General features: G+C 69.7%; 29 protein-coding genes. 12 read left to right on the top strand and 17 right to left on the bottom strand.

The genetic code is table 11. The annotated features are described in order from the left end of the window. Positions 1-83 precede the first annotated feature (83 nt). From trxA to ACNNMR_RS22745, 5 genes are read right to left on the bottom strand one after another with little or no spacing between them, the layout of a single operon-like run. Positions 84-464, bottom strand: coding sequence for a thioredoxin (trxA, locus tag ACNNMR_RS22765; RefSeq protein WP_419996516.1), 381 nt, complete (start codon positions 462-464; stop codon positions 84-86). Further along, a complete protein-coding gene (locus tag ACNNMR_RS22760; protein ID WP_419996515.1) occupies positions 461-898 on the bottom strand; it encodes a MerR family transcriptional regulator in 438 nt (145 codons plus the stop codon). The genes trxA and ACNNMR_RS22760 overlap by 4 nt, the downstream gene beginning before the upstream one ends. Positions 899-942: 44 nt before the next feature. Then, positions 943-2133, bottom strand: coding sequence for a low temperature requirement protein A (locus ACNNMR_RS22755; protein ID WP_419996514.1), 1191 nt, complete (start codon positions 2131-2133; stop codon positions 943-945). Positions 2134-2177: 44 nt separating this feature from the next. Next, positions 2178-3026 (bottom strand): ABC transporter ATP-binding protein, encoded by an 849-nt coding sequence (locus ACNNMR_RS22750; protein ID WP_420000443.1) that lies wholly within the window; start codon positions 3024-3026, stop codon positions 2178-2180. Positions 3027-3030: 4 nt separating this feature from the next. After that, positions 3031-3891 carry an ABC transporter permease gene (locus tag ACNNMR_RS22745; protein WP_419996513.1) on the bottom strand — a complete coding sequence of 287 codons (861 nt, stop codon included), beginning with the start codon at positions 3889-3891 and terminating at the stop codon, positions 3031-3033. A 142-nt stretch (positions 3892-4033) separates the two neighbouring features. Here ACNNMR_RS22745 and ACNNMR_RS22740 point away from each other — a divergent pair, with 142 nt between their 5' ends. Continuing rightward, a complete protein-coding gene (locus ACNNMR_RS22740; RefSeq protein ID WP_419996512.1) occupies positions 4034-4660 on the top strand; it encodes a TetR/AcrR family transcriptional regulator in 627 nt (208 codons plus the stop codon). Between the two features lie 42 nt (positions 4661-4702). On the opposite strand, the gene ACNNMR_RS22735 is transcribed toward ACNNMR_RS22740, so the two are convergent. Next, positions 4703-5665 carry a GlxA family transcriptional regulator gene (locus tag ACNNMR_RS22735; RefSeq protein WP_419996511.1) on the bottom strand — a complete coding sequence of 321 codons (963 nt, stop codon included), beginning with the start codon at positions 5663-5665 and terminating at the stop codon, positions 4703-4705. 71 nt (positions 5666-5736) lie between these two features. Between ACNNMR_RS22735 and ACNNMR_RS22730 the strand changes: the two genes are divergently transcribed. The 3 genes from ACNNMR_RS22730 to ACNNMR_RS22720 are packed head-to-tail and all read left to right on the top strand — an operon-like array spanning position 5737 to position 7366. After that, positions 5737-6078 carry a cupin domain-containing protein gene (locus tag ACNNMR_RS22730; protein WP_419996510.1) on the top strand — a complete coding sequence of 114 codons (342 nt, stop codon included), beginning with the start codon at positions 5737-5739 and terminating at the stop codon, positions 6076-6078. Positions 6079-6093: 15 nt separating this feature from the next. Then, positions 6094-6786 carry an HAD family hydrolase gene (locus ACNNMR_RS22725; protein ID WP_419996509.1) on the top strand — a complete coding sequence of 231 codons (693 nt, stop codon included), beginning with the start codon at positions 6094-6096 and terminating at the stop codon, positions 6784-6786. Continuing rightward, positions 6770-7366 carry a class I SAM-dependent methyltransferase gene (locus tag ACNNMR_RS22720; RefSeq protein WP_419996508.1) on the top strand — a complete coding sequence of 199 codons (597 nt, stop codon included), beginning with the start codon at positions 6770-6772 and terminating at the stop codon, positions 7364-7366. The genes ACNNMR_RS22725 and ACNNMR_RS22720 overlap by 17 nt, the downstream gene beginning before the upstream one ends. Before the next feature lie 10 nt (positions 7367-7376). On the opposite strand, the gene ACNNMR_RS22715 is transcribed toward ACNNMR_RS22720, so the two are convergent. Then, positions 7377-8306, bottom strand: coding sequence for an RNA polymerase sigma-70 factor (locus ACNNMR_RS22715; RefSeq protein ID WP_420000442.1), 930 nt, complete (start codon positions 8304-8306; stop codon positions 7377-7379). Positions 8307-8412: 106 nt separating this feature from the next. Between ACNNMR_RS22715 and ACNNMR_RS22710 the strand changes: the two genes are divergently transcribed. Continuing rightward, the gene (locus tag ACNNMR_RS22710) at positions 8413-8790 is read left to right on the top strand and encodes a DoxX family protein (protein ID WP_419996507.1); all 378 of its coding nucleotides are present in this window, start codon (positions 8413-8415) and stop codon (positions 8788-8790) included. Positions 8791-8796: 6 nt separating this feature from the next. On the opposite strand, the gene ACNNMR_RS22705 is transcribed toward ACNNMR_RS22710, so the two are convergent. From ACNNMR_RS22705 to ACNNMR_RS22690, 4 genes are all read right to left on the bottom strand, one after another. Then, the gene (locus ACNNMR_RS22705) at positions 8797-10203 is read right to left on the bottom strand and encodes a serine hydrolase domain-containing protein (RefSeq protein ID WP_419996506.1); all 1407 of its coding nucleotides are present in this window, start codon (positions 10201-10203) and stop codon (positions 8797-8799) included. 141 nt (positions 10204-10344) lie between these two features. Then, positions 10345-11520: a winged helix DNA-binding domain-containing protein gene (locus tag ACNNMR_RS22700; RefSeq protein ID WP_419996505.1), complete on the bottom strand. Its 1176-nt coding sequence runs from the start codon at positions 11518-11520 to the stop codon at positions 10345-10347. A gap of 21 nt (positions 11521-11541) precedes the next feature. Continuing rightward, positions 11542-11994: a GNAT family N-acetyltransferase gene (locus tag ACNNMR_RS22695; RefSeq protein ID WP_419996504.1), complete on the bottom strand. Its 453-nt coding sequence runs from the start codon at positions 11992-11994 to the stop codon at positions 11542-11544. A 43-nt stretch (positions 11995-12037) separates the two neighbouring features. After that, a complete protein-coding gene (locus ACNNMR_RS22690; RefSeq protein ID WP_419996503.1) occupies positions 12038-12496 on the bottom strand; it encodes a MarR family winged helix-turn-helix transcriptional regulator in 459 nt (152 codons plus the stop codon). 125 nt (positions 12497-12621) lie between these two features. Between ACNNMR_RS22690 and ACNNMR_RS22685 the strand changes: the two genes are divergently transcribed. From ACNNMR_RS22685 to ACNNMR_RS22670, 4 genes are all read left to right on the top strand, one after another. Next, complete coding sequence (locus ACNNMR_RS22685) at positions 12622-13836, top strand: MFS transporter (protein ID WP_419996502.1); 1215 nt, start codon at positions 12622-12624, stop codon at positions 13834-13836. Positions 13837-13866: 30 nt separating this feature from the next. Next, positions 13867-14286 (top strand): GlcG/HbpS family heme-binding protein, encoded by a 420-nt coding sequence (locus ACNNMR_RS22680; protein ID WP_419996501.1) that lies wholly within the window; start codon positions 13867-13869, stop codon positions 14284-14286. Between the two features lie 86 nt (positions 14287-14372). After that, complete coding sequence (locus ACNNMR_RS22675; RefSeq protein WP_419996500.1) at positions 14373-14663, top strand: type II toxin-antitoxin system Phd/YefM family antitoxin; 291 nt, start codon at positions 14373-14375, stop codon at positions 14661-14663. Beyond that, positions 14660-15064 carry a type II toxin-antitoxin system VapC family toxin gene (locus ACNNMR_RS22670; RefSeq protein WP_419996499.1) on the top strand — a complete coding sequence of 135 codons (405 nt, stop codon included), beginning with the start codon at positions 14660-14662 and terminating at the stop codon, positions 15062-15064. The genes ACNNMR_RS22675 and ACNNMR_RS22670 overlap by 4 nt, the downstream gene beginning before the upstream one ends. A gap of 163 nt (positions 15065-15227) precedes the next feature. Here the strand turns inward: ACNNMR_RS22670 and ACNNMR_RS22665 are convergent, their stop codons facing one another. Beyond that, positions 15228-17084, bottom strand: coding sequence for a glycosyl hydrolase family 28-related protein (locus ACNNMR_RS22665; RefSeq protein WP_420000441.1), 1857 nt, complete (start codon positions 17082-17084; stop codon positions 15228-15230). Positions 17085-17320: 236 nt separating this feature from the next. Here ACNNMR_RS22665 and ACNNMR_RS22660 point away from each other — a divergent pair, with 236 nt between their 5' ends. Then, a complete protein-coding gene (locus ACNNMR_RS22660) occupies positions 17321-17602 on the top strand; it encodes a hypothetical protein (protein WP_419996498.1) in 282 nt (93 codons plus the stop codon). A 12-nt stretch (positions 17603-17614) separates the two neighbouring features. Here ACNNMR_RS22660 and ACNNMR_RS22655 read toward each other — a convergent pair whose 3' ends face one another. The 5 genes from ACNNMR_RS22655 to ACNNMR_RS22635 all read right to left on the bottom strand — a co-directional run bounded on the left by ACNNMR_RS22655 (position 17615) and on the right by ACNNMR_RS22635 (position 19745). After that, positions 17615-17815 (bottom strand): hypothetical protein, encoded by a 201-nt coding sequence (locus ACNNMR_RS22655; RefSeq protein WP_419996497.1) that lies wholly within the window; start codon positions 17813-17815, stop codon positions 17615-17617. Positions 17816-18309: 494 nt separating this feature from the next. Then, positions 18310-18561, bottom strand: coding sequence for a hypothetical protein (locus ACNNMR_RS22650; protein ID WP_419996496.1), 252 nt, complete (start codon positions 18559-18561; stop codon positions 18310-18312). Then, positions 18558-18716, bottom strand: a complete 159-nt coding sequence (locus ACNNMR_RS22645; protein ID WP_419996495.1) for a hypothetical protein — start codon at positions 18714-18716, stop codon at positions 18558-18560. Before ACNNMR_RS22645 ends, ACNNMR_RS22650 begins: the two co-directional genes overlap by 4 nt. 259 nt (positions 18717-18975) lie before the next feature. Then, positions 18976-19485 (bottom strand): hypothetical protein, encoded by a 510-nt coding sequence (locus tag ACNNMR_RS22640; RefSeq protein WP_419996494.1) that lies wholly within the window; start codon positions 19483-19485, stop codon positions 18976-18978. Further along, positions 19482-19745 carry a hypothetical protein gene (locus ACNNMR_RS22635; protein WP_419996493.1) on the bottom strand — a complete coding sequence of 88 codons (264 nt, stop codon included), beginning with the start codon at positions 19743-19745 and terminating at the stop codon, positions 19482-19484. The genes ACNNMR_RS22640 and ACNNMR_RS22635 overlap by 4 nt, the downstream gene beginning before the upstream one ends. 558 nt (positions 19746-20303) lie before the next feature. Between ACNNMR_RS22635 and ACNNMR_RS22630 the strand changes: the two genes are divergently transcribed. Further along, positions 20304-21794 (top strand): recombinase family protein, encoded by a 1491-nt coding sequence (locus ACNNMR_RS22630; protein ID WP_419996492.1) that lies wholly within the window; start codon positions 20304-20306, stop codon positions 21792-21794. 482 nt (positions 21795-22276) lie between these two features. Beyond that, the gene (locus tag ACNNMR_RS22625; protein WP_419996491.1) at positions 22277-22510 is read left to right on the top strand and encodes a hypothetical protein; all 234 of its coding nucleotides are present in this window, start codon (positions 22277-22279) and stop codon (positions 22508-22510) included. The last annotated feature ends 117 nt before the right edge of the window (positions 22511-22627 follow it).

The following is a 22627-nucleotide window of genomic DNA, read 5'->3' as shown; positions in this document are numbered from 1 at the left end:
GTCGCAAGACGAAGTTGCGGCTTCGGGCCACTGTCATCGTAGCGGCTGGCTTGTGGTGGTTGGTTTCACGTGAAACTCAGGGGTCAGTACGCCCCGTCGAGGAGTTCCTGGCGCAGCTTCAGCTTTGAGCGGGCGCCGACGACTGAGCGGACCGGTTCGCCGTTGCGGAAGAGCATCAGCGTGGGCATCGACAGGACGCCGTATGCGGCCTGGGTCTGCGGGTTGGTGTCGACGTCCAGCTGGACGATCTTGAGGCGGCCTGTCTCCTCCTCCGCGAGCTGAGCCAGCACCGGCTTGATCATCTTGCACGGTGGGCACCAGGTCGCGGTGAAGTCCACCAGTACGGGCAGGTCGCTGCGCAGTACGTCCGCCTCGAAGGCCGCGTCGGTGGTGTAGGCCGGTTCGGGCTTTGAGGTGGCGGTGGTGGTGGCGGTGGTGGCAGTGGCGGTGGTCTGCTGGGTCATGCCCGTTCCTCCTGGTGGGGTGGGGTGACGAGTTCGCAGAGCGGTTCTGCTGGGGTGGTGGCGGATGCCGCTACCTCTGCGTGTGCCGCCTCTGCCTGCGCGAGCTGTCCCGCGATCTGTTCGCGTACGCCGCTGAGCTGCCCGATCATCGTGTCGAGCTCGGCCAGCTTGCTGCGGTAGACCTCGATCGAGGCCGGGCAGGAGTCGCCGTGTGGATGCCCGGCGCGCAGGCACTCCACGAAGGGACGGGTCTCCTCCAGCTCGAAGCCGAAGTCCTGGAGGAGCCTGATCTGCTGGAGCAGCTTCAGATGGTCCTCGTCGTAGATGCGGTAGCCGTTGGCGGTGCGACCGCTGGGCAGCAGGCCGCGGGACTCGTAGTAGCGGAGCGCGCGGGTGGTGGTGCCGGCCCGGCGTGCCAGTTCGCCGATCTGCATGTCTGTGACGCTACGCCTTGACGTTGGCGTTAAGGCCAGGGGTTTTATGCCTCGGGCTTCTCGGCGGGTGCGAGGCGGTATTCGGCGGCGAGCAGCGCCACGATCACCGCGACAAGCGTGATCAGCTGCGCTGCCGCGTTCACCTGCGTCCCCAGCGGTACGGTCGCGAGCGCGACGGCCGCCGCCGCGGCCCGCCCGGCGCGCGGGCGGATGCCCAGCACCGTACGGAACGCGGCGTCCCCGGCGAGGTACAGCGCGACGCCGCCCGCCAGCGCCAGCGCCGGGCCGGTGTGCAGGTGCTCGCCGAGGTGTCCGAGGGACTTCTTCACGCCTGCGGAGAGGATGACGATGCCGAGCAGCATCGGGACGAAGCAGTAGAAGTAGGCGGTGATCGCCAGCTTGAAGCGCTGTTGCGGTGGCGCGGCGGCGAGTGCCTTCTCGGCGGCCTCTTCGTCCTGTACGAAATAGGCCCACCACAGGCCGGCGGCGAGGGCGAGGCCGAGGAGTACGGCGGCGAAGCTGCCTGCGTCCAGGGAGTGTTCGTCCTCCAGGCCGACGCCGACGGCGATGACGGATTCGCCGAAGGCGACGATGAGGAGCAGCCCGTGGCGCTCGACGAAGTGTGCCGGGTTCAATCCGCCGATGCGCTCGCTGAGGCCGCTCTCGGCGTCCGGACGGCGGCCGGGTGACAGCTTGCCGACGATGGTGGCGGTGGCCAGTTGCACGACGATCGCCGTGATCCACAGTGCGTCGGCCGCCGTTCCGTCGGCTGCGCCGGCGGTGATGACGCAGCCGGCGCCGAGCACGTTCGGCAGCACGAACCACAGGATGTGCCGCCCGTGGGTCTGCGCGTACAGCACGCCGTGCACGATGACGACGAGTAGATAGCCGAGGCCGAAGGCGATGCCGCCGTCATCGAAGGCGTCCGGGATGGCGAGCGCGCAGATCAGGAAGGACGCCATGCCGGCGATGAGGAGCAGGCGGCGGGCGGGGCGGTCCGGGGGGACCTGGTTGGTGAGGTAGACGTAGCCGCCGTACATCCAGTAGAGGACCATGAACATCAGCAGGGTCCGGCCCGCGTAGGTCCACTCCAGGTGGTGTGCGAGCAGCACGGTCAGCTGGGTGAGGGTGAAGACGAAGACCAGGTCGAAGAAGAGCTCGAGGGTTGAGGCGCGGAGCTCGTTGTTGTGTGGGTGTGGGTGCGGTTGCTCGACCGGGTTGGCTGCGGCCGTCATGACGATGTCCCCCATTGCTGACTGCGTTGCGCTGCGAGCCTACGTCAGCCTTTGGTGAAGGCTTCGTAGGCCTGGAGCACCTCCTCTGTGGGGCCGTCCATGCGGAGTTCGCCGCGTTCCAGCCAGAGGACGCGGTCGCAGATGTCGCGGATGTTTTTGTTGCTGTGGCTGACGAGGAAGACGGTGCCGGCGCGTTCGCGGAGTTCGCGGATGCGGGCTTCGGAGCGCTTCTGGAAGTGGCGGTCGCCGGTGGCGAGGGCTTCGTCGATCATCAGGACGTCGTGGTCCTTGATCGAGGCGATGGCGAAGCGGAGGCGGGCGGCCATGCCGGAGGAGTAGGTGCGCATGGGGAGGGAGGAGAAGTCGCCCTTTATGCCGGAGAAGTCGATGACGTCTTGCGCGCGGGCCTGTACATCCTGCTTGGACAGGCCCATGGCGAGGCCGCCGAGCAGGACGTTGCGCTCGCCGGTGAGGTCGTTCATGAGGGCGGCGTTGACGCCGAGGAGGGCGGGTTGGCTGTCGGTGTAGATGCGGCCGGACTCGGTGGGCAGCACGCCGGCGATGGCGCGGAGCAGGGTGGATTTGCCGGAGCCGTTGGTGCCGATGAGGCCGATGGCCTCGCCGCGGCGTGCGGTGAAGGAGACGCCGCGCACGGCATGCACCTCGCGTACGCCGGGCGCTTTGGCGCGCGAGAGGATGCGGCCGAGCGCGGCGGTGGCGGCGCCGCGGGCGCGGGAGGCGCCGTGGATGCGGTAGACGATGTGGACGTTGTCGGCGATGACGGTGGGGCGGGGAGGCTGTGGATAACTTGGGGTGTCGGTGTGGGTGGGCGATAGCCTTGAAGGGGCTTGGCCCCCGGGTGGGCGGGGACTGTTTACTTGGGCTGTCTGCATCGTCTTAGCCACGTCCATAGCTCTCCTCCGCCTGCCAGAAGTACACAAACCCCGCCGCCCCCACGGCCACCGCCCACCCCGCCGCCACCGCCCACGCATGCGGCGGCACCTGCCCCCCGCCAAAGCTGTCGATCAGCGCATGCCGCACCAGGTCGATATAGACCGCCGCCGGGTTGAGATCCAGCGCATGCCGCACCGCCGCCGGTGCCCCCGCCGTCTTGTCGGCGATCGAATACATCACCCCGGACGCGTACAGCCACGTCCGCAGCGCGAACGGCAGCAGCTGCGCCAGGTCCGGGACCCGGCTCCCCAGGCGGGCGAAGGCCAGCGCCAGCCCGGTGTTGAACAGCAGTTGCAGCCCCAGCGCCGGCACCGCCAGCAGCCACCTCGGCCCCGGCACCCCGCCCATCGCGAGCAGGATCCCGGCCAGCACGAGCAGCGACCACAGCAGCTGCCGCAGCTGCTGCAGCACCAGCGCCACCGGCAGCGCGGCGCGCGGGAATTGCAGCGCCCGTACGAGGCCGATCGACCCGGACACCGCCCGTACGCCGCCGAGCACCGAGGTCTGCGTGAAGGTGAAGACGAAGATCCCGGTGACCAGGAAGGGGATGTAGTCGGGGACGCCGTGCTTGGTGCCCATCAGGACGCCGAAGACCAGGTAGTAGACGGCGGCGTTGAGCAGCGGGGTGGCGACCTGCCACAGCTGGCCGAGTTTGGCCTGGGTGTATTGCGCCTGGTGGCGGGCGCGGGCGAACTCGTGGATGAAGTGCCGCCGTTGCCACAGCTGCCGCGCGTACGCCGCGATGCCCGGGCGGCGGCCGATGGGCGTCAGGCCGTGGGCGAGGGCGAGGTCGTGCGGGGTCATGGATCTGAGGACTCCTTCGTATGGATCTCCTTCGTTACGACGGAACGGATCCGTTCCGTCGTGCTCCTCAGAAAGCTAGCTCCCGCCGACGTCGGAACGCAAGCGTTCCAACGTAAAGGGCAGGCAAGGTTAGGATCGGCCCATGCCACCGCCGCCCCCCGCAGAAGCCCGCCGCCCCGCCGCCGGCGCCGCCGTGCTCCGCCCGGACGTCACGGACGCGATCCGGGACGCGGTGCTGCAGGAGCTCGCCGAGGTCGGCTACGGGCGGCTGTCCATCGAGCGCGTCGCCCGCCGCGCCGGGGTCGGGAAGGCCGCCGTCTACCGTCGCTGGCCGTCGAAGCTGCCCATCGTCCTCGACGTCGTCTCCGGGCTGGCGGCGCAGAGCCTGCCGACGCCCGACACGGGTTCGCTGTACGGAGATGTACGCGCACTGCTGGACGTCACCGCGAAGGTGCTCCAGCACCCGATGGCCGCCCAGATCCTCCCCGACCTCCTTGCCGAGGCCGCCCGCAGCCCCGAGATCGGCCAGACGCTGCAGGGGGCACTGCGCGAGGCCCAGCACGGGATCGTCACGGCGATGGTGGGCCGCGCGACCGACCGCGGCGAACTGGCGGTCCGGCCGGACCCCGACGTGGCGATGGACCTGCTCGCGGGCCCGCTCTACTGGCGCCTGATGCTCGATCGCACCCGCCTGCCGGCCGCGTATCTGGACCGGCTGGCGAACGCCGTCGTCGCCGCCCTCGCCGCGCCCCCCGCCGCCGCCCTGTAACCCCCGGGCCACCTACCCCCGCGTCCGTAACCCCCGGGCCTCCTACCCCCGCGTCCGAAACGCCCGCCGATAAGCCCCCGGCGTAGTCCGCAGCGCCTGATGAAACCGCCGCCGCAGATTCACCGCCGAATGCAGCCCGCACCGCACCGCCACCGCCTCCACCGGCAGATCCGTCTGCTCCAGCAGCGCCCGCGCCGCCGCCACCCGCCGCGCCAGCAGCCACCGCCCCGGGCTGGTCCGCAGCTCCTCCTCGAACCGCCGCGCCAGCGTCCGCTGCGACAGCCCCGCTCGCGCGGCCAGTTCCGCCACGCCGATCGGCTCCGCGAGCCGGGACTCGGCCCACTCCAGTACGGGTCCCAGGGACCCGGCGTCGCCGGCGTCCGGCGGCCGGTCGGCGTACTGCAGTTGGCCGCCCTCGCGCTGCGGCGGCACCACCATGTTCCGGGCGACCATGGCCGCGTAGGCGGCGCCGTGGTCGCGGCGCACCAGGCTCAGGCAGAGGTCGATGCCGGCGGCGCTGCCCGCGCTGGTGGCGATGGAGCCGTCGTCCACGTACAGGACGTCGATGTCCACCTCGGCCGCGGGCGCCAGCCGGGCGAGCTCGGCGGCATGCCGCCAGTGCGTCGCGGCCCGGCGGCCGTCGAGCAGGCCGGCCTCGGCGAGCAGGAAGGCGCCGGAGCAGATGGCGGCGAGCCGCGCGCCGCGGCGGTGGGCGGCGCGCAGGGCGGCCAGCACGGTGGGGGAGGCGGGGTCCGCGGGGCGGTGCTTGCCGGGGAGGATCACCGTGTCGGCGTCGTCCAGGGCGTCGAGGCCGTGCGTGACGTGCATGTCGTAGCCGGCCAGGGTCGGTACGGGGCCGGGGTGCTCGGCGCAGACACGGAAGTCGTAGCGGGGGCGGTCGGAGCGGGTGACGCCGAAGACCTCGGCGGCGAGGGCGAGTTCGAAGGTGGCCTGGGGCGGCTGGACCAGGGCGACGATGCGGTGGATGCGGGCTTCGGTGGCCATGGCAGAAAAGTATCCACAGATGTCAGAGCTGTCACTGGGGGCGGCCGCGGCCGACCGGCAGGCTGGTGCGCATGACCGAGACGCAGCAGCACATCAAGCACCCGACCGACGACGTTCAGTACGTCAGCACCGGCGACCTCCCCTGGTCGCAGGTCGGCCCCGGCGTACGGGCCCGCGTCCTGCCGGAGACCCCGCACAACTCCGCCTGGATCGTGGAATGGGCGCCCGGCGCGCAGTGGCCGGGCGTCGATCTGCACGAGGGCGAGGAGCGCTATTACGTCCTCAGCGGCACCCTCGTCGACGAGGGCCGCCTGCACCGCGAGGGCGACTACGTCATCCTCGACAAGGGCACCAGCCACTCCCCGCACTCGGACACGGGCGCGACGCTGCTGGTCACGAGCACCGTGGTGTGACCTACCCTCGCACCCATGCCCGTGCAGAATCAGGAGCCTCAGCTCTCCAAGCCCATTGAACTGGTCATCTTCGACTGCGACGGCGTCCTCGTCGACACCGAGCGGCTCGCCGTCCGTATCGACCTGGAGGTCGCCCACGAGCTCGGGTGGGAGCTCACCGAGAGCGAGATCGTCGACCTCTTCATGGGCAAGTCCACCGCTTCCGTACGGGAGATCCTCGACGCCCGGCTCGGCCCGGAGCGGGCGGAGCTGTGGCAGCGGCGCTACCGGGAGCGGTTCGCGGCCGGGCTCGACGGGCTGCAGGCCGTCGAGGGCGTCGTCGCGGCCCTCGACGCCATCGCCGACGCCGGGCTCCCCACCTGCGTCGCCTCCAGCGGCGGGCACGAAAAGATGCGCGGCACCCTCGGCCGCACCGGCCTCTACGACCGCTTCGCCGGCCGCATCTACTCCGCCTCCGAGGTCGCCCACGGCAAACCCGCCCCCGACCTCTTCCTGCACGCCGCCGACCGGATGGGATACGACCCGGCCGTCTGCGCGGTCGTGGAGGACAGCCAGTACGGGGTGCAGGCGGCGCGGGCGGCCGGGATGCGGGCGTTCGGCTTCGCGGGCGGTCTTTCCCCTGCCGGCTGGCTGGAGGGGCCCGGTACGGTGCTGTTCCATCACATGGACGAGCTGCCGGGGGTGCTGAAGGATGCGGCTGGCCAGTAACGCCGGTTACGAGGAAGAGGCGGACGAGCTCGCCGTCCGCTATCAGGGCCGCACCTTCGCCGAGGCCCACGCCGACACCGACCTGCACCTCTTCCCCGTAACCCCCGCCCGCATCCTGGAAGTCGGCGCCGGCACCGGGCGCGACGCCGCCGGCCTCGCCGAGCGCGGCCACACCGTCACCGCCGTCGAACCGACCGACGGCCTGCGCGCCCACGCCCAGCGCCTCCACCCCGGCCTCGGCATCACCTGGATCGAGGACGCCCTCCCCGAACTCGCCGCGGTCCAGGGCCCGTACGACTGCATCCACCTCAGCGCCGTATGGATGCACCTGGACGCCGGCGAGCGGCGGCGCGGCATGCGGCGCCTCGCCGATCTCCTCGCGCCCGGCGGCACGATCCTCATGACGCTGCGGCACGGCCCGGTGCCGGAGGGGCGGCGGATGTACGAGGTCAGCGGGGCGGAGACGGTGGAGCTCGGGGCGGCCTGCGGGCTCGCGCTCCTGGAGCAGGGCGCGCACGAGGACTGGCGGCGGCGGCCCGGGGTGCACTGGACGCGGGTGGCGCTGCGGCGCGACGGGTAGCCGGGCTGCCTCAGTGCCCCATCAGCTCCCGCCGCGCCTCCCGTACCTCCCGGTCGATCGCCCAGCCGTCCGCCACCTCGCCGAGGTGGCCCAGCTTGTCCGGGTTGGTGACCGAGCGGATGGCCTGGATCCGGCCCTCGCCCACCTCCAGGACGACGGTGTTGATGACCTTGCCGTCCCGGTCGCGCAGGATGGCACCCGCCTGGCCGTTGATCTCGCGCAGCTCGTACGTGACATCGATGCTGAACACCGCGGGGAAGAACGCCGCCAGCAGCTTCGAAACCGGCTCCGCCCCCGCCAGCCCGCGCGCCAGCTGCGGCCCCTTGCCGCCGCCGTCGCCGACCATCTGCACGTCCGCGGCGAGCAGCTTCCGCAGCCCCTCGACCTCGCCTTCCCGCAGCGCCTCGAAGAACCGCGCCGCGAGCTCCTGCTGCTCCTCCCGGCTGGCCTCGAACCGCGGCCGCCCGGCATCCATGTGCCGCCGCGCCCGCACCGCCAGCTGCCTGACCGCCGACTCCGACCGCTCCACGGCCTCCGCGACCTGCGGATACCCGAAGGCGAACACCTCCCGCAGCACGAACACCGCCCGCTCCAGCGGACTCAACCGCTCCAGCAGCACCAGCGCCGCCACCGACACCGAATCCGCCAGCTCCGCCGACCGCTGCGGGTCCTGATACGGGTCCTCGAGCAGCGGCTCCGGGAACCAGGTCCCGGTGTACGCCTCCCGCCGCACCCGCGCCGAGCGCAGCACGTCGATGGAGATCCGCGTGACGGTCGTGGACAGGAAGGCCTTGAGCGACTTCGGCTCGGTCGTCGTCTCCGCGTACCGCAGCCAGGTGTCCTGCACCGCGTCCTCGGCCTCGGCGACGCTGCCCAGCATGCGGTACGCGATCGAGAACAGCAGCGGCCGCAGCTTCTCGAACTCCTGGTCCTTGCTCATGCCGGTGCTCATGCGGGCTCCTCCCCGTGCTGCTCCGAGCATGTCACAGGCGGTCGAGCTGCCTCGTCCCGAGGTATGCAGGCAGGTTTTCACCAAGGAGCTGACCATGAATCTCGCGCTGTGGATCGCCGCCGGAACGCTGGCCACCGTCGCCCTGGCCGGCGGCCTCAGCAAGACCCTCGTACCCAGGCAGAAGCTGGCCGCGGCGCACGGCGGCGGCTGGACCGGGGACGCGAGCGACGGCTTCGTGAAGTCCCTGGGCGTGCTGGAGCTGCTGGCCGCGGCCGGGCTGATCCTGCCCGCGGTGCTGAGCATCGCGCCGACGCTGGTGCCGGTGACCGCCGCCGCGTGGGTGGCGCTGATGATCGGCGCGATGATCACCCACGGGCGGCGCGGCGAGGTGGGCTTCGTCGCGCTGAACTTCTTCTACCTCGGGCTGGCGGCGGTCATCGCCTGGGGCCGCTTCGGTCCGGAGTCTTTCTGAGCGGCGTCAGAGCCCCCGCCATCCCTCCGTCCCGCCCGGCACCGGCGCCTGAGGGTCGTACGGCTCGCGCGTGAACACGAAGGTGCCCAGGTCGAAATGGCTGATGCGGCCGTCTTCCGTACGGACCGGGCGGAGGGTCTCGCCGGTGTAGTAGCCGTCGAGGCCGGTCCAGGTGCCGTCCGGCTCCGGGCGGAAGCGGGAGGCGCGGCCGCGGCCGCCGAGCGGGGCGAGGTCGAGGGCGCGGCCGGCGTGCAGGCGCAGCGCGAAGGGGTTGGCGCCCCAGTACCAGGGCCCGGTGAGGGCGAGCAGCTCCGCGTCCTCGGCCTCCGCGGCGGGCATCGGCCGCCACGGCTCGGGGATCTTCGGCTCGTGCTCGGCGACGATGCGGATCAGGTCGGCGGTGAGGCCGCCGATCGCGGGCCCGGAGGTCACATTGGTCAGCGCCACCGCGCCCACCCCCTCCTCCACATCGATCAGCACCCCGGCCAGGAACCCCGGCATCGACCCGAAGTGCCCGGCGAGCAGCCGGTCCCGGCCGGCGTCGCGGACCAGCTGGATGCCGAGCCCGTACGAACCGTCCCAGTCCCCCTCCTCCGGCGCCGCGGCCGGCTCGCGCATCTCGGCGAGCGTTGCCGCCGGCAGCACCCGGTCGTCGCCCGCGGCGAGGAAGGCGGCCCAGCGGGCGAGGTCGGCGGTGGTGGACCAGTACTGGCCGGCCGGGCCCATCACGCCGGTCTCGGTGAGGGGTTCGGGCTGCATGACGTCCGCCCAGGGGTGCACCGCCCAGCCGCCGGCGTGCGGCGCCTCGGGGCTGGGCGTGGTGCGGTTCATGCCGAGCGGCTGCAGCACCTCGGTGCGCAGGACCTCTTCGTACGGGGCTCCGCGCAGGCGGGCGACCAGGGCGCCGAGGTAGGCGTAGCCCGTATTGGAGTAGTGGTGGCGGCGGCCCGGCGGGTGGACGGCGGGGCGGTCCTCGTACAGCGCCTCGACGTCGGGGCGGAGCCCGCCGTCGGTCCGCTCCCACCACGGGCCGCGGGGCTCGGCGGCCAGGCCCGAGGTGTGCGAGAGCAGCTGGGCGAGGGTGGCCGTGCCGTGCTGGGTGCCGGGGAGGTGCTTGTCGAGCGGGTCGGCGAGGTCGACGAGGCCCTCGTCGCGTAGCCGCAGCACCAGCACGGCGGTGAGGGTCTTGGTGATCGAGCCGATGCGGTACTGGGTGTCGGCATCCGGGCCGTGCCCGTCGACGGAGGTCCGGCCCCCGTCCCACACCAGGGCGCCGTCCCGTACGACGGCGGCGGCCAGGGAGGGGGTGCGGCCCTCGGTCTGGGCGGTGGCGATGCGGTGGAGGAGGGCGCGGCGGGTGGCGGGGAGGAGGGGGGCGCGCTCCGGTGACGGGGGCTGGACGTGGCTGGTCATGCGGCCGTATTACCAGGGGGCGGGCCGGCGCCGCCAGCGGGATTCGGGGGCGGCGGAGGGGTGTCGCAGGGACAGGGGCAGGGACAGGGACACCACCCTCGGCCCCTCGAGTTATCCACAGCCCACCTCAGAGCCGAAGCCTCAACCAGCCAGCTCCCGCTCCAGCGGCGTCCGGAACCGCGGCGTCACCCGCGCCTCCCCGACCCACCCCGCGAGCCGCGCCGCCTCCGCCTCGATCGCGGCGACGGCATCCCGCCCCACGTCCGTGAAGAGCCGCCACACCACCTCGCCGTCAGCGCGCTGCGCCCAGCCGCCGACGATCTCGCCGTTCCACCACACGGTCGGGCCGACGTTCCCCGCCCGGTCGAAGAGGGCGGCGCGGTGCTCGGGCGCGAGGAAGAAGCCGCGGTCCTGCCAGCCCATCGGCGTCGGGTCGAGGCCGGGCAGCAGCGCCGCCCACGGCTCGGCGGGGGCAGTGGCCTCCGCATCACCGGCGAGGACATAACCCGTCGCCCCCGACTCCAGCTCGACCTCCTCGACGCCGACGGCCTTGAAGGCCGCCCGCACCGCGGTGAGCGTCCACCCCGACCACCACTTGAAGTCCGCCTCGGTGCCGGGCCCGTACGCCCGCAGCCATCGCCGCGCCACCTCCGCCTGCGCCTCGCCGACCGGCAGCGGCGGATACTCCGCCCCCGCCGTCCACCGGAACTGACTCGACGTCCACGACCCCCGCGGCCGCCCCCGCCGGATGTGCCCGTCGACGGCGAGCATCCGCAGCACGCGGGTGGCGACGCCCTGTTCGGCTTCTTGCCGCGACCCGGGAAAGACGGTGATCTTCGTACGGAGAATGGGCGCCGCCGCGGAAATCTCCACGCCGGTCGCCTCGCCCTTCTCCTCCAGTACGGCATACGCGGCCTTCTCGGCCTCGGCGAGCCAGGCTTCGTCGAGGCCGTTCCACTCGCTCAGGTGCTTCAGCAGCGTCTTGCGCTCCTTGGCGGCGATGGCGCGGGCCGCGGCGGCGTCGACGTACGGGGCGAGCTCGGCGCTCACGGCAAAGATCGTCCGCCGCATGGCAAGCAGCTTGACGAGCTGCACGTCGTCGTAGAGCGCCCGCTCGACGGCGCCGACGGACGGCTCGCGCATCCGAGCACAAGCGGAGATGAAGACGGTGGCGGCATCGGTCGCATGCAGCGCCACGACGGCATCGGCAGCGGCAACAGCCGTACCCACCCGCGCCGTTGCAGCAAGCGCCTGCCGCACCCCGACCCGCGCCCGCCGCTCCCCGTCCCCAATCCGCACCTTCACCGCACCACCCACCGTCAAGCTCCTCTCCCGACCTCAAAGCTGCTTCTTGAACCCCACATGCGTCGCCTCGTACCCGAGCCGCTCGTAGAAGCGATGGGCGTCCTCGCGGCGCGCGTCCGAGGTGAGCTGGACCAGTGCGCAGCCCAGGCGGCGCGACTCCTGCTCCGCCCACTCCATCAGCTCCGTGCCGAGCCCGGAGCCCCGCTCCGTGTGGTGGATGCGGACGGCTTCGACGATCGAGCGGATCGTGCCCTGCCGGGACAGGCCCGGGATGATCGTCAGCTGCAGGGTGCCGACCGTACGGCCGTCGCGGACGGCGACGACGAGGTGCTGGTTCGGGTCGTCGGCGAGCCGGTCGAAGGCGGTGTTGTACGGCGTGAGGTCGTCGGGGGACTCGCGCTGCGCGGCGATGGGGTCGTACGCGAGCATGGCGACGATGTCGGGGATGTCGGCGCGCGTGGCGGGGCGTATCTCGAGGTCGGACATGCCGCCGAGGCTACGCCCGCGCCTTCACCCCCGCCGGAGCGACCTACGCCCCCACCGGCACCTCGATCTTCTCCACCGCCGCGACCAGCGGCGCGAACTCCGGCTTCTTCGCCGCCGCCTCGTCCAGCGCCTCCCGCAGCGCCGCCTGATACCCCGGCCGCGCCTGCGCCAGCAGCTCGCGCCCCGCCGGCGTCACCTCGGTGTAGATCCCGCGCCGGTCCGTCGCGCACAGGTAGCGCGACAGCAGCCCCCGCTCCTCCAGCCGCGTGACCAGCCGCGTCGTGGCGCTCTGGCTGAGGACGACCATGTCGGCGAGCTGGTTCATACGGAGGTGGAAGTCGTCCTGCTGGTTGAGGACGTCCAGCACCGAGTATTCGCGGGCGGAGAGGCGGTGCTCGCTTTGCAGCACCTTCTCGATCCGCGCCTCGATGCGCGCATGCAGCGCGCCCAGCGCCGACCAGCCCTGCGCCAGGCCTTTCAGCTGTTCCTCGGACGCGCTCATGGGACCGACCTCCTTGTGACGGTTCACGCGCTGGGCGGCTCTGTCCAGCCCGTACGGCCAGGATACCTCACACGTGCAATATCCCGCGCTTGCAAATATCCCGCGTCTGCAATTATTGTGAACGCATGCCTATTGCACTCCTGGCGCTCGCCATCGGCGCCTTCGGTATCGGTACGACCGAGTTCGTCGTCATGGGCCTGCTCCCGGACGTGGCCGCCGACTTCAACGTGTCCATCCCCACCGCCGGCTACCTGACCACCGGCTACGCGCTCGGCGTGGTCATCGGGGCGCCCATCCTCACCATCCTCGGCGCGCGGGTCGCCCGGAAGAAGATGCTCATGATCCTCATGGGCCTCTTCATCGCGGGCAATCTGCTCTCCGCCCTCGCCCCCGCCTTCGGCCTCATGCTCGCCGGCCGCATCGTGGCCTCCCTCGCCCACGGCGCCTTCTTCGGCATCGGCTCGGTCGTCGCCGCGAACCTGGTCGCGCCGCAGAAGAAGGCCGCCGCGATCTCCCTGATGTTCACCGGCCTGACCGTCGCCAACGTCGTCGGCGTCCCCGGCGGCACCCTCCTCGGCCACAACATCGGCTGGCGCGCCACCTTCGCCGTCGTCGCCGCGATCGGCGTCGTCGCCCTCTTCGGCCTCGCCAAGCTGATCCCCGAGCTGCCGCGGCCGGAAGGCGTCAGCGTACGGAACGAGGTCACCGCGCTCCGCAACCCGCAGGCGCTGCTCGCCATGGCGATGACCGTCCTCGGCTTCGGCGGCGTCTTCGCGGCCATCACCTACATCGCGCCGATGATGACGGACGTCGCCGGCTACGCCGACGGCTCGGTCACCTGGCTCCTGGCCCTCTTCGGCCTCGGCATGGTGGCGGGCAACCTCATCGGCGGCCGGTTCGCCGACCGCGCCCTGATGCCGCTCCTGTACGTGACGCTGACCGCCCTCGGCGCGACCCTGGCCCTCTTCACCTTCGCCGCCCACAACAAGCTGCTCGCCGCCATCGCCATCTTCCTGATCGGCGGCTTCGGCTTCGCGACCGTACCGCCGCTGCAGAAGCGCGTCCTCGACCAGACCGCGGGCGCCCCCACGCTCGCCTCCGCGATGAACATCGGCGCCTTCAACCTCGGCAACGCCATCGCCGCCTGGCTCGGCGGCCTGGTCATCGCGGGCGGCCTCGGCTACACGGCCCCGAACTGGGTCGGTGCGCTACTCGCGGCCGCCGCGCTGCTGCTGGCCTTCTGGTCGGCGGCGCTGGAGCGGCGCACCGCGGCGCGCGAGAGCCGGGTGGTGACGGGGGCACAGCCCCGTACGGACGCCGGCTCGCTCGTAAGCAAGTAATCAGCACAACTCCCTGGAGCAGAACCCCTCATGAGCACCCCCACCGCCATCCGCCCTCTCTCCACCACCGACGCCGACACCCTCGTCACCGCCGCCCACCAGGCCGCGGCCGCCGCCGGCGTCCCCGTCGCGGTCACCGTCCTCGACGCCGGCGGCCACCTGCTCGCCTTCCGCCGCGACGACCGCGCCGTCCTGATCGCCGGCGAGACCAGCACCCGTAAGGCATACACGGCCCTCCAGCTGAACGCCGCAACCGCCGACCTGGTCGACCTGGTCAAGCCCGACGGCCCTTTCCACACCCTCCCCACCGCCCTCGACCGCCCCCTCCTCTTCATCGCAGGCGGCATCCCGATCCACCGCGACGGCCACCTCATCGGCGCCCTCGGCCTCGGCGGCGGCACCCCGGAGCAGGACCACGGCTTCGCGAAGACGGCGCTGTCCGCGCTCTGACACACCGCCCCCCGGCCGGCGTCCCCGATGGGCGGCGCCGGCCGGGCCCGCTTGTTGTACCTACGTTATGTAGGTACATTGGAGTCATGGAAACCATCGGGCTGCGCGAGCTGAACCAGAACCCGTCGAAGGCCGTGGCGCGGGTGCGGGCCGGCGTGCCGATACTGGTCACCGATCGCGGCAAGCCCGTGCTGCGCATGGTCCCGGAAACCGAGCTGCCCAGCACGCTCCAGCAGATGATTGCCACCGGCGAGGTCACACCCCCGGTGGAGCAGGGGATGCCGGAGATCACGCTGGCGGCCGAGGATCTGCACCCCGGCACGGAAAGCCTCTCGGACCTGCTCATCTCCGACCGGGACCGGGAGCGGAACCGTTGATCTACCTCGATTCCTGTGCGCTGCTGAAGTTCATCAAGCAGGAGAAGGAGACCGAAGCGCTGCGCGCCTGGCGCGCGGCCCTCCCGGCCGGCACCGAACTGGTCACCAGTGAGCTGGCGCAGCTGGAGATCTCTCGCACCCTCTTCCGGGCCGGAGTGGACCGCCGCAGCGTCCCGTTTCACATGGGCCAAGCCCTGCGCGGCGTGCATCTCGTCGACCTCACCAGCACGGTGCTGCACCGCGCGATGTCGTATCACACGGGCAGGCTCGGGTCGCTGGACGCCATCCACCTGGCAAGCGCGGACCCGTTCCGCGTCGACCTCACCGAATTCGTCACGTACGACCAAGAGCTGGCCACTGCCGCAGACAACCTCGGCTTCCCGACCTCGGTGCCGTCATGATCGCCCTGCCTCCGGCTGCGCCGCCGGGCAGGAGGGGGGGCGGAGGCTGAACGGACATGCCGCCCGGTCCCGTCGCTGTCTTCGCAGCGACGGGGCGGGCGGCAGGCCGGCCGGGTGCAGTGGGAGTGGACCCCGGCGGTCTGGGGGAGTTACTGGTTGCCGGTTACTGGTTGACCTTGAACTGAGACCCCGGTTCGATCGTGATGTCCTCCTCACCCGAGCCGCTGATCTCGACATCCGTCAGCGTCGCGTCGCCCCGCGCGCTCGCCATCGCGAGGATCCCCGATCCGTTGTTGGACTTGGTGATCTTCACGTTCGACACCTTCACGCCCGGCATATTGCCGCCGCCGCCCTTGAACTGCAGGCCGTCGTACGTCGAGTCGTTGATCACCGTGTCGCTGATGGTGACGCCGGGGATGTCCGAGCTCGCGGCGAAGAGTGTGATCGCCCCGAACTCCTGGTCCGCGTTCCAGAAGGCGCCGCCCGCGCGGTTCAGCTCGTTGCCCTTGATCGTGGTCGTACCGCCGAACGGCGTCGGGTCGTGATCCGTGGCGAGCATGATGCCCGGGTAATTCATCGTGTCGGAGATCGAGTTGTTCTCGATCGTGTTGTCGGAGCCGCCGTAGACCGCCACGCCGTTCGCGCGCCAGGGCAGCTGGATGGTGTTGTTGCTGAAGGTGTTGTCGTGGCCGGTGTCCGTCGCCGGGTCCTTGACGTACTTGCTGGACCAGACGGCGAGGGCGTCGTCACCCGTATTCCGGAAGGACGAGTCGGTGACCGTCGAGTTGTGCGTGCCGTTGGTGAAGTTCACGCCGTCCGCGTACGTGTTGCGGATGCGCATGCCGCTGAACTGCACCTCGTTGCCCGGGTTCCACAGGTCGGGGATGTTGGAGTAGTCCCGGCCGACCCAGGCGCCGACATTGGCGTGCTCGATCCAGACGTTGCTGATCTTGGTGCCCTTGCCGAGCCGGCCATTGATCCCGACGCCGCCCTCCTTACCGCCGTCGCCGCCCCGGATGGTGCCGGAGCCGAAGATCGCGATATCGGAGATTTGCGTGTTGTCGTCGATGTCGAAGCCGAAGTTGCCCTCGTGCGGGTGGTTGATGCCGCCCGCCTCGTCCGGCGGGGTCGTCGTGTAGAACTGCGAGTGCCACATCCCGGCGCCCTTGAGCGTGACGTCCCGGATCCCCACCTGGTTGTAGTCGCCCCGGTTCTCGGGGTCATCGGTGAGGATCTTCTGCTCCTGCCGCCACTGGCCGGCCGGCACCCAGACGCACTCGATGTCGCCCTTCTGGTCGGCGGTCACGGCGTCCTGGATGGCCTTCGTGTCGTCCTCGCCGTCATCGGGCTTCGCCCCGTACTCGGTGATGGACGTGCACTCGGCCGGCTTCTCGGCGGGCGGCGCCACCTGCTCCAGGTCGACGAGGTCGACGATGTAGTACGCGGCGTCGTCGCCCTCGTCGCGCTGCAGCTTGAACTTCGTGCCCTCCGGATACGACTTCTCCAGCAGCGCGTGCGACTCGTCGAAGAGTCTCCGTGCATCGCCGCCGGGGTTGTTGGTCAGCCCCTCCGGATCGTCGGTGCTGCCGTACAGCCAGCTGTGCTTGCTGGACAGCTTCAGCTTCTGCACGAACTCGCCGTCCGCGTACAGGCTGAGCGTCTTCTCCTGCCCGCCGCCGCCCGCGGCGTCCGGGATGGAGTTGCGTACGACGATGGAGTTGGTCGCGGCCTTCGAGGTGAACTCCACGTTGTCGCCGGTGGCGTCGAGCTGGACGGATTTGCGGCCCGACGACTCGGTGGCGAAGTTGGTCTTCCCGTGCGGCCTGGTGGGCTCGGCCTCCAGGAGCTTGCCCTTGTACGTGCCGTCCTCCGCCTCGTACTCGGTGTAGGGCAGCTTGGCGCCGAGCGGCTGGGCGGCTTTGGACTTGCTGCCGTCGCTGCTGCTGCCGCCGTCATCGGTGACGGCGCCGGCGGCGACCGGCACGAGCGCGGCGGCCGCCAGCCCGAGACCGAGCGCCATGGCTATGGGGCGGCGCCTGGTACGTCGGCGGGTGCGGCCCGCGTGTTGACTGTGCTGTTCCTTGCGGCTCATGTCGTCCTCTGCTGTGTGGGGGCGAGGAAGTGCACTTGCTAGTAAGAATTCTGCGAAACTTCGTCGATTTCTTGCAGTCAAGGCACCACAGGGTTGCGTCCACCTGGCCACTTGTCAACGCTTCTGACACAGAGACCAGTTCAGGGAGCCGCTAGTCTCACGGGGTGGCGAGCCGGGTGGGGATACGCAAGTGGTGGCTGACGGCAGCATGGGTCGTCGCCACGGGCGTCGTGGTCGGCACCGTCGCGACCTGGGTCGGCGACGACCGCCTGTGGACGTGGGAATGGGCGTCCCACTGCCTGAGGTGGACCGCCCAATGGGCCCTCACCTGGGCCCTGCTGGCCTGGCTGGACCGCCGCAGAACAGCCCGCGAGGCCGCTCGCGCGGCGGAGCGGCGGCGGGAGATCGAGGAGGGGTGGAGCCGTACGCCCCTACCGCCGGATTGAGGCGCTCAGGCCTCAGACGCCCTTGGGTTTGAGCTCCACGGTCCGTTCAGCAACCTCGGCGACGGTGTACTCCACGACGCCGATCTCAAGGGTGTCGCCGACCGCGACCTGGTCGAAGGAGCCCACGGACACGCCGCCACATGACACGGCGATGCGCGCGGTCCGGCTGTCGGAGTCGATGTTGCGCAGCACCACGCTCTGATCGATGGGCATGGGGCGGTCGACGCTCTGTCGACCAGCGTCCAATCGTCGCGATACTTCGCCGCGCGGCTTCGCGCGCCTCCGGGTTCGTGGAGAAGCAGCGTTCCTTGCCGACCGGCTTGGCCGCGGCGTCGGCCCGGTCGGCAGCCGCTTCCGGCCGCAGCACGACGCGGTAGGAACAGATCTGGGTGACCTGGAAGTCGTGCCCGCCGTATGTCACTCGGTCCTGCAGGGCCACTGTCTGCTGGGGTCCGGTCTTCGTCTCGTCGACACCCCTTTCCAGCACGGCGGTAAGGGTCTTCCCGTCCGCCTTCGCCTTGGCGTACGTAACCCCGCCCCCACCGGGCAGCAGAAACCCGCCCCCGCGCAGCACATGCAGCCCGTCGTCGGAATCCTTGCCGACGCACTGCGGCCCCTGGTCCTTCGGCGGCGCCGCGACTTCCTCGCCATCCCCGCAGCCGGCCGCCGCGAGAAGAGCGCCGGCGACGACCGCCCCCGCGATGTACTTACGCATCCGCCCGCTCCCCGTCGTCGTCAGCCCGCTCCAGCACGATCCGGGCATCATGGTCAACGGCCGCCACTCGCCACCCACGGCCGGTCGCGAGGTGGTGGTGGCCAGTACTGCGAGACGCTGCCCGTCGTGCCAGATCCTGCTCGGTATCCGGACCCGGATCGACCACCGTCCACCGTCCACCGTCCGCGAACGGGTACTTCACGCGGCTCGGGCGCATATCAGGTGTCTCGTCCACTTCGCTCATTTCGGCACCTCAAAGGCGTGCGGGTCCGCTTCGAAGTACTTGTCCAGCTGGTCCTGCGTCACCGTGATCGGCGGATAGTCCTTGTGCCCCCACGGGTTCCCCAGGATGACCTTTCCGTCGGCGGTGAAGCCGCGCACGTAGAAGACGTGCGACACGGAGGAGGACGGACCCAACTCATTCTTGCCCTTGTCATCCAGGTCCTCGCCGGAGGGTGTGGAGATCGTGATCGCTTTGCCGGAGTCGTGGGACTTCTTGTGGCATGCTCTTGGTTGTCGGCTTCGATGCCGGAATAGCCGTCCGCGTCGTCCTCGTAGCGGAGCGCGAAGGCCTTCTCGTAGTACGCGGGCCAGGTGTCACCGTCGCCCGACGCCGCGAAGTTGTCCCCGCCCTGGTACGGCAGGTCCTTGGCGACGGTCACCCACTCGTACTTGCCATCCTTGTCCCAGATGCGGACGCTGACGGTGCCGTTGGGGTTCTCCTTGATCCCCTCTTCGATGAACTTCGGATTCTTCTCTTGAACAGCGGCGCGGTCTGCGGGTTTATCTTGCCGAGCATCCCGCTGAGATGCTTCCGCCGGTCGTTCTCATTCAGCCCGTTCGTATCGAAGGGCGTGAACCACGAGTCGCCCGTATCGGACATGAGCTTCCCGTAGCGCTCCAGATCCTTCGGATCCGCCTTCGCGACGAGCACATCCAGCTCCGCCGCCGTCAGTCCGTCGAGCTTCTTCCGTATCGCTTCGAGGTCACCCCGGTTGCCGTTGTTCCCGTAGTCCTTGCCGTCAAGAGCCTCCAGGGCGCTCAGGCCCTCCTTTATCTTCTTCTCGTCCGGCGCCTTGGCGTCCGCGAAGACCAGGCTCTGGTCGACCTTGAAGCCCTGCTTCTCCAGCTCGCGTACGCCCTCCAGCTGCTTGATGCGGCGCTTCATGGAGGACTGCATGTCGTCGAGGTGGCCGGCCAGCGAGCCCGGCAGCCGGCTGCAGCCGAAGATCGGTACGACGACCAGGTCGCCGACAGGCCCTGGAGGTCGGGGTCGCGGGAAGCGGGCTGGCCGGAGGGGAGGTTGGCCTGTGCCGTGGTCAGCACCGCCGCCAGCCGGGAGTGCAGTTTCCCGGAGTTACGGCCCAGGCCGTCCAGCTGATTGGCCAGCGCGGTCAGCTTCGTCGGCTCGAAGCCGCGGAAACCCACTAGTTGCCCCCGTCTTTCCCCTTGGCCTTCGCCTCGTCATTTCACCGGGCTGTCCAGATACGGCCCGAGTTGCTTCGCCACAGAACGCGCATCCCTGGCACATTCCCGCAACTGCTCAGCCCGCTTCCTAAGATCCCCTGCCTCGTCATCCTCGCCCATGCCGCCCCCCTGTCGTCTCTTCGCAACTTAACAGGACCGACCGGCGGCCCGTAAACGCAGACGCAGCCGGGCCACCGGTCGGATCCTTCAGGAGGTGCGGTTGTACAGAGTCAGTCCGCCATAGGCAGATATACGCGGTTTCCTGCCGCCGCGAACTCCTTTGATTTCTCCGCCATACCCTGCTCGATCTCCGCCTCGTCCATCCCGTCCATCTCCTCCATCGCGCCACCGTGCTCGCGTCAGATGTCATGGGAGACCTTCATGAGTAGAGCATCAACAGAAGCCAAACGGCGTAGAGTTGGTGTCAGACCAGGCCAGAAGGGGCTAGGAGGTTCCAGCATGACATCTCGGGACGAGAAGGTGAGTGGACTTCGGGGGGCACCTGACGGCCTACCTCCGGTGGACGAGGTACGCGGGATGCTCGCGGCGAATCCCGATCTGCGATGTGTGGTCGCCTATGCGCGGATCTCCTTCGATGGCCGCGTCAAGGATGCCCATGGAGTCGAAGACCAGCACCGCGAGATGGTGGAGACGGCTCGCAAGCTCGGGTGGATGGTCGTCTGCCGCTACACGGATAACGACAAGAGCGCGAGCAAGGAAGAGGTCATCCGAGATGACTTCGAGCAGCTGCTCAAGGATCTCGCGGCCGGTCAGACTCCCGAGGGGTATCCCGTCCATGGTGTTATGGCGATCAACGATGACCGTCTATACCGGCGCCCAGGGGATTGGGAGCGATTCCTGAAGGCGTTCACCACGCAGGAGGATCGCGTCTACCACGATTCCAACGGCGTCCAGGACCTCTACGCCGAGGGGTTCGAGATCAAGGGTCTCGTGGGCGTCGCGATGTCGCTCGCGGAGACCAGGAAGAAGCAGCGCCGCTCACGTACGAGCCATCGGAACCGTGCGCTGCGCGGACAGTCCACGGCAGCATGGCGCCCTTTCGGGTGGGATGACGACAAGGTGAGTTTGCGGCTGGCAGAGGCCGAGGCGATCAGGAAGGCCGTCCGGGATGTACTCGCGGGTGCCGCGATCTCAGAGATCACCCGACAGTGGAAGTACGCGGGGTTCCTGACGAGTCGCGGCAACCCCTTCCAGTACCAGACGGTCAAGCAGGTGCTCTTGAATCCGCGACTGTGCGGCTACCGCCAGATCAAGGGCGAGCTGGTCCGCGATGGTGATGACCAACCTGTCGTCGGCGAATGGGAGCCGATCATCACCCCGAAGGAGTGGTTCGCGGTCGTCGCGACAATCCGGAAGCGTGGCGGCGGCACCGGGCAGCCGCGCGGCGGACTGGTCCACAAGTACCTGCTCACGGGCATCTTGCGCTGCGGGAACGTGCTGGACGACGGCGTGGTCTGCAACAACAAGATGATCGGGATCAAGGCGAACGACTGGCTCAAGTACGACCACGCCTACATGTGCAAGAAGACCGTAGACGGAGGCTGCAACCGCACGTACAAGCGGGGAGACAAGACCGATCAGCACGTCGAGGCGCTGGTCAGGGCCAAGCTACGGCGCGACGCCGAGTCACGATCCGGTGACCTTCCCGAGTGGGGAGGAACGACGGAGTTGGAAGGCGCGCTGAGCCGACGCAACGCACTAGAGCAGCGGTGGCAGAACGGGGAGGTTGACGACGAGACGTTCTTCCGCAACCTTCCTGCTCTGGATGGTCGGGTCAAGGAGCTCAGGGCAGAGCAGACGAAGCACCTCGCGATGAAGGCAGCGGCTGAAGCTGTGACGGCGGACATCGGATCCGCATGGGAGCAGAAGACCCTTACCCAGAAGAGGGAACTGATCAAAGGCGCCCTGCACGCTGTGATCGCTCTCCCCGGGGGCAAGACAGGGCGAAAGCCGTTCGACGTTACGCAGCTTCGACCCATCTGGCGCTAGGAACATCCTGGGGATGATCCCGCCGTACGAGCGTCACGCCCAAGCCTCTACCGCTTCTTCCTCCGCTGGATCGGTGCGCCGCGTCATGTCCCGTCGCCTCCGCAGCGTTCTAAGCCGGGGAGCTCCGCGCGAGCAGTCTCGCGACCGGGACCGCGCGCTCCTCGCCGGCCGCTCTGGCTGCTGCGGCACATGATTGTGATGCGAAACACATAGCTTGAAAACATTCCGGGAGATATCGCCCATAAATGGACTAAGTGGTCGCTGGTGCGGCCTGCGGCTGTCGGCGCAGTGTGCTATGAGCTGAAAGGAGTTGAACGTTCGCGCAGGTAGCGCGGTAGTCCATCATCGCCAGCCTTCCCGCAATTTGCGCTTCTTGGTTGCTTCTTGGCCGACCTCAACGTCATGGATAACGGGAAGGGCGACAACTAGGCCCGCATGCGCGCTCATTGAGGTCGGCACCTTAAGGTCACCTCACTTGTAAGATGTCCATCGCTTCACTCGCTCCTCTCTCGAACTCGCCGGAGCCGCTCCGGCTATCGGCGAAGAGCCCTGAGATCCAGGGCTCTGGCACGGAGAAGGGGGTGAAGACGGTGGTGAACCCCGACACGGGTAAGCCGAGCCAACGGTGGACCAGCCCTGAGAAGTGGCAGGTTGGAATCGGGCTCGTGGCGTTGCTTGTGGCGATCATCGCCTGCATGGGTCAGTTCCTCCTGTAGGAGGCACGCGTGAGAACGGCCGGACGGCTGCCAGGCTCAACAGTTGAGCCCAGCCGCGATAAGGACGGCTGGGCTCATGAACTGACGGAGGGGCCTGGTCCTGGATGCCGCCGGGGC

It is taken from the genome of Streptomyces boninensis (genome assembly GCF_048572725.1).
Lineage (GTDB): Bacteria > Actinomycetota > Actinomycetes > Streptomycetales > Streptomycetaceae > Streptomyces > Streptomyces boninensis.
The sequence above is the reverse complement of the archived record's forward strand: the minus strand, read 5'-3'. Positions and strand labels throughout refer to the sequence as shown.